Annotated in this window: 12 protein-coding genes; 3 read left to right on the top strand and 9 right to left on the bottom strand. The window is 71.5% G+C overall.

The window, feature by feature from the left end:
* From VIM19_20305 to VIM19_20275, 7 genes are all read right to left on the bottom strand, one after another.
* A partial coding sequence (locus VIM19_20305) for a hypothetical protein (protein HEY5187179.1) occupies positions 1-2,370 on the bottom strand: 2,370 nt, incomplete at its 3' end.
* Positions 2,371-2,593: 223 nt separating this feature from the next.
* Positions 2,594-4,159: a Na+/H+ antiporter gene (locus VIM19_20300; protein HEY5187178.1), complete on the bottom strand. Its 1,566-nt coding sequence runs from the start codon at positions 4,157-4,159 to the stop codon at positions 2,594-2,596.
* Positions 4,159-4,809 carry a DUF998 domain-containing protein gene (locus VIM19_20295; protein HEY5187177.1) on the bottom strand — a complete coding sequence of 217 codons (651 nt, stop codon included), beginning with the start codon at positions 4,807-4,809 and terminating at the stop codon, positions 4,159-4,161. Before VIM19_20295 ends, VIM19_20300 begins: the two co-directional genes overlap by 1 nt.
* A gap of 38 nt (positions 4,810-4,847) precedes the next feature.
* Positions 4,848-5,117 carry a DUF6295 family protein gene (locus tag VIM19_20290; protein ID HEY5187176.1) on the bottom strand — a complete coding sequence of 90 codons (270 nt, stop codon included), beginning with the start codon at positions 5,115-5,117 and terminating at the stop codon, positions 4,848-4,850.
* Between the two features lie 2 nt (positions 5,118-5,119).
* Positions 5,120-5,860, bottom strand: coding sequence for a dienelactone hydrolase family protein (locus VIM19_20285; protein ID HEY5187175.1), 741 nt, complete (start codon positions 5,858-5,860; stop codon positions 5,120-5,122).
* Between the two features lie 87 nt (positions 5,861-5,947).
* Positions 5,948-6,832, bottom strand: coding sequence for an alpha/beta hydrolase (locus tag VIM19_20280; protein ID HEY5187174.1), 885 nt, complete (start codon positions 6,830-6,832; stop codon positions 5,948-5,950).
* A gap of 55 nt (positions 6,833-6,887) precedes the next feature.
* Positions 6,888-8,453, bottom strand: a complete 1,566-nt coding sequence (locus VIM19_20275) for a carboxyl transferase domain-containing protein (protein ID HEY5187173.1) — start codon at positions 8,451-8,453, stop codon at positions 6,888-6,890.
* 181 nt (positions 8,454-8,634) lie between these two features.
* Here VIM19_20275 and VIM19_20270 point away from each other — a divergent pair, with 181 nt between their 5' ends.
* From VIM19_20270 to VIM19_20260, 3 genes are read left to right on the top strand one after another with little or no spacing between them, the layout of a single operon-like run.
* Positions 8,635-8,829, top strand: coding sequence for a hypothetical protein (locus VIM19_20270; GenBank protein ID HEY5187172.1), 195 nt, complete (start codon positions 8,635-8,637; stop codon positions 8,827-8,829).
* A gap of 54 nt (positions 8,830-8,883) precedes the next feature.
* On the top strand, positions 8,884-9,021 hold the full coding sequence (locus VIM19_20265; protein HEY5187171.1) for a hypothetical protein: 138 nt from the start codon (positions 8,884-8,886) through the stop codon (positions 9,019-9,021).
* A gap of 46 nt (positions 9,022-9,067) precedes the next feature.
* Complete coding sequence (locus VIM19_20260; protein ID HEY5187170.1) at positions 9,068-9,607, top strand: TetR family transcriptional regulator C-terminal domain-containing protein; 540 nt, start codon at positions 9,068-9,070, stop codon at positions 9,605-9,607.
* Positions 9,608-10,225: 618 nt separating this feature from the next.
* On the opposite strand, the gene VIM19_20255 is transcribed toward VIM19_20260, so the two are convergent.
* Together VIM19_20255 and VIM19_20250 are read right to left on the bottom strand one after the other, a co-directional pair.
* Positions 10,226-10,600, bottom strand: a complete 375-nt coding sequence (locus VIM19_20255; GenBank protein HEY5187169.1) for a crosslink repair DNA glycosylase YcaQ family protein — start codon at positions 10,598-10,600, stop codon at positions 10,226-10,228.
* Positions 10,601-10,944: 344 nt separating this feature from the next.
* Positions 10,945-11,232: a DUF1905 domain-containing protein gene (locus VIM19_20250; GenBank protein ID HEY5187168.1), complete on the bottom strand. Its 288-nt coding sequence runs from the start codon at positions 11,230-11,232 to the stop codon at positions 10,945-10,947.
* Between the last annotated feature and the right edge of the window lie 125 nt (positions 11,233-11,357).

Below are 11,357 nucleotides of genomic sequence, written 5' to 3'. Positions count from 1 at the left end.
GGTCCGCCCGTCCCGCTCGCTGACGTCGACCTCGCCGCCGCGCAGCGTCACGGTCTTGGCCTTGAGGATGGCCGAGAACGCGCCGATCGTGGCGGCGCCCAGGGCCAGCCCCACGTAGTCGGACTCCGACGGGCTGGCCGGGGCCGCGAGCGCGAGCACCGGGGTGAGCGCCGCGTACGCGCCGAGGGTGTCCAGCACCGGGTGGCTGCCGTTGCCGGAGGGCCGCTTGGCCTGGGCCAGACCGTCCCGGTCCGCCTCGTGGGCCTTGAGCGACGCCTCGACCCGCCACGACTTCGTGGTGTCGTCGACGATCACCTTGATGACCGCGTCGGTGACGCCGTCCATCGGGTCGATGTACTGGCCGGAGCCGTGCAGCCTGGACTCGGTGGCGGTCTGGATGTCGAACTCGCCGTACACCTCGCAACGGACGAAGGTGCTGCGCACCAGGGTGACCCGGGCGCCGAGCTTGCGGAACCAGTCCGGCCGGCTCGGCTTGGCCGGCACCGGGTCGTTCGTCGAGGTGTCCGTGGCGGGCGGGGCGGCCGGCCGGGTGAGCGTGCCCGTAACCGTGACCGGCCCGGGCGGGGTGTAGGCCACGGTCGCCTTCCACCAGCCGCTGCGGTCGCCGCCCTGTGCCTTGCTGTCGGTGAAGCCGTTGGGGGTGCCCTGGGCGGGGGTCGGCAGGTCGGGGCGCAGGGTGGCCAGCAGCTGGGTGAGGACGGCCTGCCGGCGCGCGGACAGCGCCTGGTTGTAGCTCGCCGCCCGGTCGCTGTCGTCGCCGTCGTACGACGCGTATCCGGTGACCGTGACGTGCGCCCCGTGCGGGACGACGTCCTCGCCGAGGGCGAACGCCCCGCCTGGGGACTGCCACGAGGCGGCCGAGGTGGCGTCCATGGCCGGCGTGGCCGACGTCTCGGCGTCGTCGGGGGTGCCGGCCCGCCCGGTCGGGTGGTCGAACCGGAAGTTGCAGCTCCTAGTCTGCTGCCCCACAGCCGGCGTCCACGTGGCGGAGACCGAGACCGGGGCACCCGCGACGACCGGGATGGTGGCGGTCTCGCCGGTGGCGCTGCCGCCGCCGTCCCACGTCCAGGCGATGGTGCCGGTGCCCGGCGACGGCCTCAGGGACACCGTGACGCCGGTGTCGGTCTGTGCCTCGACCGTCAGCTGCGCGGTCCCGGACGACGTAGTGGTCGGGGTCACCCGGGCGTCGGACGGCGTGCTGCCGCTGGTGCCCGTCGTCCGGCTGACCGTGGCGGTCGTGGTCGTGGTGTGCGAGCCGCCGTCGGTCACCGTCGCGGTGACCGTGAGGCTCCCGGCGGCCGGGACGGCGAGGTCGAGCCGGTCGGTGCTGCTGGACGTCCCGTCGCTGGCGCTCAGCGCGTAGGTGTACGGCGCGATGCCCCCGGCGGCGTCGACGATCACGGCGCAGTGCTCGGGCGCCTGCACGGCCCCGCCGCTGTCCGCGAACGACCGGCCCTGCGGGTCCAGGAACCGCAGTGACACGGTCGGGGCGGAGCCGCGGTTGACCACCTCGAGCTCGAAGGTGCCGCTGACCCCGCTCGACGGGCCGATCCCTACGTACAAGTCGCGCACTCCCCCGTCGACGGCGAAGTCCTCCATGCCGTGCGGGCTCACGAAGATGCGGGCCTCCGGCAGCCACAGGCCGTGCCAGTCCGGCCCCACCCCGGGCGGCGGCGTGCCCGGGGTGGCGTCGTCGGACAGGTCGAGGACGGCGGAGCGGAACGCGAAGCCGAACACCGCGCCGGGACCGACCAGGGCGTACGGCGGCTCCATCCGGCAGAAGTCGAAGGTGTCGGCATCGCCGCCGCCGGCCCCGGCGTCCGCCGAGACCAGGGACGCGCCCGCGCCACCGGTGGACCCGCGGGCGACCTTGACGGTGAGCCGCGGCAGGTGGAACAGCACGAGGGGGTGCGCGTCGTCGGGAACCAGCAGCCCCTGCCCGTCGAGCTTCGCGCCGTGCAGCGCCGACAGGTGCAGCACCGAGGCCGGGAAGGTGAGCCGCAGGTCGAACGGCCCGGCCGTGGTGGTGTAGCTGGTGTCGGTGTAGTCGACCGACAGGGTCCAGGTCAGCGAGGGGTCGGGGAACTCCAGGTAGGTGTCCGGCGGGTCGCCCAGTGTCAGTGGGCGTCCGCCGCCGCTGCTGGTCCGGTGGCCGAACCCGCCGGAGAGCGGGTCGAACTGCAGCGAGGTGAGGTCGCTCGGGTTGACCGAGCCCTGCCGCACCTTGTGCGGCGCGGGGGTGTCGACTTGCGTGACGGTAGCGCCGGTGGCGTCGAGCAGCGAGAGCAGATCGCGGTAGCGGTCGAGGTCGCTGCCGGAGGGAACCAGATCATTCAGGGAGTCGGGCACGAGGGGCCTCCCATTGATCCCGCGATTCTTGTCCTCACCGGATGTGACCGGATGCGCCGTTCGGGTGAATCGTCGGCGGGTCAGGCCAGCCGCGTCACCTCGGCGTCCAGGTCGATCCGGCTGCCCGGTGGCACCCACTTCACGGCCGGCCAGGATCGGCCCCCAGCTCAAAGGGCAGGCAGCCAGTTGCTGCACGGTGGAGGGGACGATCAGCTCCGGCCGCTCAGTCGAGGTCACGGACCGCCCTCGTCTCGACGTCGTGCAGGACCTCGTCGGCGACCTCGGGGCTGACCTCGCCCTGCCGCCTGGCCCGCAGCACCACCTCACGCTCGGCCTCGCTGGCCCGGCGCAGCAGCTGGTCCAGTTCCGCCGAGTAGTCGGCCTCCCCGGCCGGGCCGCGGGCCTCGCCCAGGGCCTGCTGCGCGGCCAGGTAGCCCTGGTACTGCAACAAGACCGCACGCCGGACCGCCTCGGGCACCTCGGGGTCCGCCGCCGTGCCCTCGACCGCGCTCAAGGCCGCGGCGGCGGCACGCCGTCGGAGCGAGGCGACGTCCCGTGCGGTGGCGGCCTCGCCGCCAACCCGCAAGACCTTCACCAGTGGGGCGAGGGTGAGCCCTTGGACCACCAGGGTGACCAGCACGCAGACGAGCGCGACGAAGACGATCTCGTGCCGGTAGGGGAACGGCGCCCGCGCGTCGGTGAGGAGCGGGAGGGCCAGCGCGGTGGCCACGGTCACGACACCGCGCATTCCCGCCCAGGCCACGATGGTCGTCTCGCGGACCCCCGACGGGGTGGCGGCCGGCTGGAAGCGTCGTCGCGCCCGGGCCAGCGCGGCGGCCGGGAACATCCAGGCGAACCTGACGACGACCAGCGAGGCCACAACCCAGCCCGCGAGACGCAGGCTGGCCACATCGACCCGACTGTCCTCGAGCACCGCCGTGAGCTCGAAGCCGATGAGGACGAAGACGATGCAGGTGATCAGGTAGTCGAGGTAGCGCCACACTGCCCGGCCGAGCAGCCAGCCGCCCGAGCTGAGCGCCGGATGGCCGTAGCTGCGCAGGTACAGTCCGAGGACGAGCACGGCCAGGACACCGGAGCCGTGCAGCCGGTCCGCCGCGAGGTAGGCCACGAACGGCACGGCGACCGTCACGGTGGTCTCCGCCGCCGCGTCGTGCAGTGCGGCCAGCGCCCAGCGGGTGAGCGCCCCGGCGGCGAACCCGACTCCCGCACCGACTGCCACGGCCAGCAGCAGTCCCCACCCCACGTCGACCGCCGTGACGTGACCGGTGACCACCGCGAGCACGCCCAGCTGGTAGAGCACCAGGGCGGTCGCGTCGTTGAACATCCCCTCGCCCTCGAGGACCGTGACCAGCCGGCCGGGCAAGCTCAGCCGCCGCGCCACAGCGGTCGCGGCCACCGGGTCGGGCGGCGACACCACCGCACCGAGGACCCAGGCCGGGCCCCAGGACAGCCCGGCCTGGTGCGCGACCACCGCCGCGACGGCCGCAGTGGCCACGGTGAGGCCGACGGCGAGCAGCAGGATCGGCCTGGCGCTCTCCCGGAACTCGTGCGCTGTCGAGCGCTGCGTCGCCGCGAACAGCAGGGGCGGCAGCACAGCCGGCAGGATGAGCGCCGGGTCGATGCTCAGGCGAGGAGCCGAGGGCAGCAGCGGCAGGGCGAGCCCGAAGACAGTCAGCAGCACCGGCAGCGGGACGCGGACCCGGGGAGCCAGCGGGGTGAGGACGACGATCCCAGTCAGCATGACCGCCCAGAGCAGCACGGTCGGCATCAGTCACACCCCACCCTTTCCAGCTCACCGGCGGCACACCCTCCCAGCCGCAAGCCGAGATACCCGGTGAACGCCGCAAGAGAGGTCAAGAACAGCTTCTCGGACAGACCGTGCCAGTCCGTGCCCTGCGTCAGGAACCACAACACGCTGGGCAGCGCCACGACCAGGACGGCCAGCGCGAGCACGGCCACGTCCCGCAGCCCGTCGACCCGCCGGGTGACCCAGGCGACGACCAGGCAGGCGAGCGGCAGGCTGGCGAAGGGCATCGCGGTGCCGATCCCGTGCGCCCACTGCTGGTGCGGGAAGGCCGACCGCGGCATCGGTGTGCACCACCCGGCATCGACCTGGGTGCAAATGGTACGGAACGCACTGGCCTGGACGGTGCCCACGGCGGCGAGGCCGTACAGCCCGGCCGGCCCGATCCCGGGGCGGCCGAGAACCCGGACGCACAGGGTCGCAACCGCGAGGAACGCGACGACCAGGGCCACCTGTCCGGCGACCATCACCGGCCAGCCCGGGGCGCCGTGGGCCGACAGCGAGCTGATCGTCTCTCGGTCCGGCCGGTAGCCCACGTGCGACCACCCGAGCAGCATCCAGTCCAGGGTGAACAGCACCGGGCCGGCGACCGCCAGCACGCGCAGCTGTCTCACCGACCCAGCCTGACACCAGCGTCGCCGGGCCGGGGCGGTTAGTCGACCAGCGCCCCCGAGCCCGCTGCTGCCAGGGCCTCCTCGATGGCCACGACCAGCGCGCGGGCGGACTCTGCGGTGAGCTCCAGCGCCACCCTCGCCGAGGGCCCGCCGGTCGGGTTCGAGAGGTCGATGTTCAGGGTGTGCTCGGCCAGTGCGTGCACCGGATGGTCGAAGTAGACCGTCGCGCCCGTGACGTGGAACCAGCGCCCGTTCGGCCCCTTGGCGCTCCCGGAGACCGCGGCCCGGGACGTCGCATACGTGCACATGCTCAGCCTCCAAGGTGAGCGGCGTAGAAGTCGGCGATGCGCACCCAGCCGTCGTTGGCTGCGGCGACCCGGTACATCGCACGGTCCACGGCGAAGAACCCGTGGCCAGCGTCGTCGTAGCTATGGAACTCGTGGGTCTTTCCGTGCTCGGTGAGGAGCGTGTCGAGCTCGGACACCTGCTCCGGGCTCGGGGACTTGTCCTCAGTACCGAACAGCCCCAGCAGGGGCGCCCGCAGCTGTGGCAGCAGCGGGACCAGGTTGCTGCGGAACGGGGACCCCTCGGGCGGGGTGCCGGTCACGAACGCGCCGTAGCAGTCGACCGCCGCGTCAAGGTCGAGCGAGCACGCGGCCAGGACCGACTGCCGGCCGCCGGAGCAGTACCCGATCACCCCGACCTTCCCGTTGGACGTCGGCAGGGACCGGAGCAAGGCCGCGGCCCCCCCGACGTCGCCAACCAGTCGCTCGTCGGGGACGCCGCCCTGGGCCCGAGCAGTCGCCGCGGCGTCGTCGGGCGCCGCGCCCGGGGCCTCGCGCCAGTACAGGTTCGGGCACACCGCGTCGTAGCCGAGCTCGGCGAACCGGCGGGTGATCTCCTTGGTCGCCCGGTCCCAGCCGGGCATGTGGTGGATGACGACCACGCCTCCCCGCGGGGCGGCGCCCGTTGGCTGCGCGACGTACGCCTCGATCTCGTCCCCGTTGTGACCCGCGAGGTGGACGGTGCGGGTGGTCATCGCGTCGCTCATGGGGAGGATCGAAGCATCCTTGACGTGCGTCGTGCCACGTTGGAGGTATTCCTGGACTTCCAATGATCGGAAGTCAGGCGTTCTTCGTCACGCGGAGGCTGGCAACTTCTCGGACAGCCAGGTGAGCAGGTCGGCCACGATCTCGTCCCGGTTGGTCTCGTTGAAGACCTCGTGACGGGCGCCGGGGTAGATCCTCAGCGTGACGTCGCTGAGCCCGGCTCGCTGGTATCGGTCCACCAGCGCACGGACCAGGGCCAGCGCGCCGTTGACCGGGTCATGCTCCCCGACGGCGATGTACACCGGCAGGTCCTTGCGCATCCCCTCGAGCCTGGACCCGTCGGCGACCTCCCGTGCCGAGACGAACATCTGCCGGCCGCCTTCGAGGTCGAGGCCGAACCCGCAGTACGGGTCATCGACGTACCGGTCGACCTGCTCCTCGTCGCGGCTGAGCCAGTCGTAGTCGGTCCGGGCCGGGGCGAACGGCGCGTTGAACATCGACAGGTCGATCGGCGCATCCAGGTCGAGCGCAGGCTCGAGCAGGTCGATGGCCGCCGTGCCGGTGAGGACCGCCGCCTGAACGTCCGCGCTGTGGTCGAGGAGATACTGCTGGACGGCGAACGAGCCCATGCTGTGCCCGATCAGGGCCAGGGGGGCCGTCGGGTGCGCCGAGCGCACCTGCTGGCGCAGCCGCTCGATGTCGTTGACGATCTCGAGCCAGCCCTGCGCGCCGACCTGGCCGAGGGCCTCGACCGAGCCTGCGGTTCGTCCGTGGCCGCGGTGGTCCTGGGCGTACACGACGTAGCCGCGAGCATTGAGCGCGTGCGCGAGATCGGCGTAGCGCAGCGCGTGCTCGCCCATCCCGTGGGTCAGCTGCGCCGCCGCCCTGGGTTCGCCCTCCGGGTCCCACCGGTACGCGGCGACGGTGACGCCGCCGGCGCTGGGGAAGTCCACTCTCGTCGGCTCACCACTCATGGTGGCCCCCTCGTCGTCGGTGGTCCCGCGGCGTCGCCGCCTCAGCCGAGTCTATTCACCAGGTATCGACAACCCGGCCGCTCCCGGTGAAACCTTCGCGGCCCTCGGCCGCCGCGAGTGTCGCAGCGATGGTGCCGCGCGTCTCGGCGGGGTCGATCACGTCGTCGATCTCGAAGGCCCTGGCGACGTTGAACGCGTTGACGTGCTCCTGGTAGGCGGCCGTCAGCTGGCGGACCCGCTCGTTGCGCTCGTGCTCGTCGGTGATGGCGGCCAGCTCCTTCCGCTGGGCGAGCCGCACGGCGCCCTCAAGGCCCATGGGGCCCATGTGGGCGGACGGCCAGGCCACAGTGAGCAGCGGCTCGTGGGTGCTGCCGCCCAGCATCGCCTGCGCCCCGAGCCCGTAGCCGCGTCGCAGGACGACGCCGATGAGGGGCACCTGGAGCCGGGCGCCCGCCACGAGGACCCGGGAAGCGTGCCGGAGCACCGCCGTCCGCTCCGCGTCGGGGCCGGCCATGATCCCCGGGGTGTCCACCAACGAGACCAGCGGGACGCCGAAGGCGTCACACAGCTGCATGAACCGGGCCGCCTTGTCCGAGGCGTCGGATGTCAACGCCCCCGCAATGTGCAGCGTTTGGTTGGCGATGAACCCGACGGGACGGCCCTCGATGCGTCCGAGCGCGGTGACCATCTCGGGTGCGAACGCCTCACGCAGGAAGGTCACCGAACCCTCGTCCGACAACGTGGTGACAATCGGGCGCACGTCGTACGGGGCGCGCTCGCGCTCGGGGAGGGCCCTGCGCAGCGAGGTCTGGTCCGCGGCCGGGCCGACCGGAGCCGGACCCTGGAAGTAGCCGACCAGGGTGCGCGTGATCGCGACGGCCGCGGCTTGGTCAGCGACCAGGACGTCGACAACCCCGTTGGTGGCCAGCAGCCCGGCCGGCCCGATCTGGTCCGCGTCGTGGTCACCGAGGCCTGCCGCGGCGAGCATCGCTGGCCCGGCCACCCCCAAGGTGGCGTTGTGCGTAGCGACGACGAGGTCGGACGAACCGGCCAGGACAGCGTTCCCTGCGAAGCACCGACCGGCGACTACGGCGATGCGCGGGGCGACCCCGGAGAGCCTCGCCCACAGCGCGAAGGTGCGGACGTCCAGCGCCGAGACGACCGGGTAGTCGGTGTCGCTCGGACGCCCGCCGCCACCCTCGGTGAAGAACACCGTGGGCAGCCGCAGCCGCTCAACCAGACCCAGTAGCCGGTCGGACTTATGATGGCCGCGAATGCCCTGCGTGCCCGCCATGACGAGGTAGTCGTACGACAGAACGGCGCAGGTGGCTCGTTCCCCCGCCACCGCACCGTTGATGCGGGCGATACCGCCGACGATGCCGTCAGCCGGCGTCTGCCGCATGAGCTCCTCGGCGCTCAGCCGCCTCTCCTGTGCTGCCGTGACCAGGCGGCCGTACTCGACGAACGAGCCTGGGTCGACGAGGTCGGCGATGTTCTCCCTCGCCGTCCGACCACCCTTGGCGCGCCGAGCGGCGACCTGGTCCGGCCGGGCCGCGTCCTCGGTGAGGGCCCGGCGGCGCCTCAGCTCGTTCAGCGCGTCGGGGCCAGCATCGTCGCCCACCGGCCAACCCTCCTCGAGTCGATGGCGCCACAGGAACCCTGCACCGCTGAGACCTACCGTAGGGGCCTCGCTCGAGCCGGCCCGTCGAGCACACCATTGACGTCCGCCGCAGGGTGAGCACCTTGGTGGAATAGACCGGTCGGTCTAGCAGGTGCGGGAGCTGACCACAGGAGGTATGACCATGCGGGTGGCCAAGAAGGACGTCGACGTCCAGCTCGAGATTCCGGGTGCCGTGATTCGGCAGCGGAGAGGCTTCGGCGACGTGAGCACGTTCGACACGATCAGCGGCGAGTACTTCACGCTCGCCGGCGGTGTGGACACGACGCCCCTGTTCGAGGGCCTGCAGGGAGACCTCTGCCAGTGCCCCCACTGGTGATACGTCCTGAGCGGGCGGATCACCACCACCGACGCAACGGGGGCACAGGAGACCGTGTCGGCGAGCGACCTGTCCTACTGGCCGCCGGGGCACAACGTGACTGTCGAGGCGGAGGCCGAGATCGTCACGTTCAGCTCGCAGGACGAGCGCAGCCACGTCATCAACCACATGATTGAGAAGGTGCATGGATAGCTAACCGCCGACGCATGCGACCAAGCAGCGCCTGCTCGATGTCAGGTTGGCCCTGCTCCTCGAGCACGGCTGCCACGGCCTCGGCATCCAGGCGCTGCTGGCCGCGGCGGACACCCCCAAGGGGTCCTTCTACCACCACTTCACGGACAAGGAGGACTTCGCGCTCCAGGTGGTCGACGAGTACATGCGGCAGGTGCAAGCGGGCCTCGACGAGTGCCTCGCCGACGAGGCCCGGCCGCCGCTGGACCGGGTGCGGGGGTTCTTCGAGCTGACCCAGCAAAGCTACGAGCGGGACGGGTACCTGGGCTGTCTGCTGGGCGGGCTCGGGCAGGAGCTGTCCGGGACGAACGAGGCGTTCCGTCACAAGATCGAGTGGTGCTTCACCTACATCGCCGACCGGCTCGCCAGCTGCCTGGCGGAGGCCCAAACCCGCGGTGACCTCCCGGCCGGGTCGGACCCGAAGGAGATGGCAACCCTGCTGGTTGACTGCTGGGAGGGAGCGGCCCTGCGCAGCCGGCTGCGCGGGAGTCCAGAGCCGCTCACCTCGATGCTCGACTTCTGCTTCCGGTCGGCGGTGGCTCGCTAGCCGGCAGCCCGGGGCTGCAGACTGGGCGCTCGAGCTCCTGCCAGCAGCATCGACCGTCTCTCGGACACACACGGGCGATCTGCGTCGGGGACGAGGAGGACCGCAAGCTGCCGTCGTCAGGTCGCAGAGCCGGATGTGTCGATGTCGTCCTGGATCGCCTTGGGGTCGGCCTTGAGCGCTGTTCGTGCTTCTTGACGATCTTGACCCTGCCCTTGTCGTCCCTGGTGATGACCGCGGCGTCGAACGTGTCGATCAGGCCGCCTTCGTAGTACCGCGACTTGATCGCCTCGTCGTCGGCCTCGGCGTCGTCCAGCGAGCCGTACGTGGCTGCGAACGCGGCAAAGGTGTCCAGACCTTCCCTCATCGCTCCTTCTCGGGTTGTGGCTGGGCCACACGATCCGCAGCCAGGAGATGGCCCGGCGGCGCACGAGCAGGGGTACGAACGCGCGGACCGGGGCGCCCAGGAACTCCTGCCAGGTGTCGAGCACGACGTGGCGCACCTGCGGTCCTGCCACCATGCCTACTCAGCCTCCAGCCGCACCGCTGCTCGGTGGAGCCAGCTTGTCGGCGGGCCAGGCGCGGCGGGTCACCGGACAGGGTGATTCGCTCGGCAGGGGTTCAGTCGGGCCGGACGAGCTCCAGGTCGAGCCAGCGCGCCAGGTCCCGGATCTCGCGGTCGACCGCCGCCGTCATGGCGTTGCTGAACGGCACGTCCCGGTGGACCGCCGCGACCCGGAACACCCCGCCCTGGCGGTCGGCCCGGGCGTCGAGCTTTTCGACCAGCCGGTCCCCGTACAGGATCGGGAGGGCGTAGTAGCCCCAACGGCGCTTTGTGGCGGGCTTGAACATCTCGAGGTAGTAGTCGAACGCGAAGACGTCGGTCATGCGTTTGCGGGCGTGGAGGAGCCGGTCGAACGGTGACAGCAGGGTCGCACGGCCCGCGAAGGACTGAGGATGTCCCGCCGCAGTAGTCGTTGGCCGTGACCCAGTCACGCTGGTGCTCCTGCCAGTCGCGCAGCTCACCGGTCCCTGGCCATTGGGCCATCTCGGCGCGGTAGAGCACCAGGTCCTCGGCCGGCCGCAGCGCCCCCCGGAGCTCGACCAGCCGCTGCTCGTCGACGGCGTCCCGCAGCTCCTGCGGCGAGTACGCCGACCCGAGTCGGCGCCACATCACCAGGTCGGCGCTCGGCGCGACTGCCTTGGCGGGCTCGAGCGGCACCAGTGAGAGCCGCCGCACCGTCTCCAGCAGATCTTCCGGCCGGTCCTTCGTCAGCAGCTGAGCGCGCACGGCGATGCGCCGGGCTTCGCTGCGGCTGAGCTCTTGGACCGCGGCCATGTCAGACGTCGACAGCCAGACGTACCGTCACGGTGTCGCCCACGTCAATCTGCTCGGCCTTTCGGACCAGGTCCTTCAGCGGCACGACATACCCCCCGCCCTTGGGGAACAGCGAGGTCGTCCACCTGGTCGATCCGATCCTGACCTCGACCAGGATCATGCCCCAGCCGTACGTCACCAGCGCAGACGCCGCCTGGATCTCAGCGCTCTCGTCCTCGGGCACGTTGACGAAGTAGAACGGCGACGGCCCCCTCCAGAACCACACCTCGCCGTTGAACTCCAGGTGCACCCGGTCAGCATAGGAATGTGAGCCCCCGGGGGCGGCTTGTCTTGTCCTTGCTTGTCCTGTGGAGGTGCCGGGAATCGAACCCGGGTCCTGACGAGTCTTCTCCGCTCTTCTCCGTGCGCAGCCAC

It is taken from the genome of Actinomycetes bacterium, from assembly GCA_036510875.1.
GTDB lineage: Bacteria > Actinomycetota > Actinomycetes > Prado026 > Prado026 > DATCDE01.
Note: the sequence above shows the minus strand (reverse complement) of the source record. Positions and strands in the feature narration are given on the sequence as shown.

Coding starts and splice junctions, on each gene's coding strand:
- VIM19_20300 (HEY5187178.1), bottom strand. CDS start 4,159: ATGCCGACCGTGCTGCTCTGGGCGGTCATGCTGACTGGGATCGTCGTC.
- VIM19_20290 (HEY5187176.1), bottom strand. CDS start 5,117: ATGTGCACGTATGCGACGTCCCGGGCCGCGGTCTCCGGGAGCGCCAAG.
- VIM19_20285 (HEY5187175.1), bottom strand. CDS start 5,860: ATGAGCGACGCGATGACCACCCGCACCGTCCACCTCGCGGGTCACAAC.
- VIM19_20280 (HEY5187174.1), bottom strand. CDS start 6,832: ATGAGTGGTGAGCCGACGAGAGTGGACTTCCCCAGCGCCGGCGGCGTC.
- VIM19_20270 (HEY5187172.1), top strand. CDS start 8,635: ATGCGGGTGGCCAAGAAGGACGTCGACGTCCAGCTCGAGATTCCGGGT.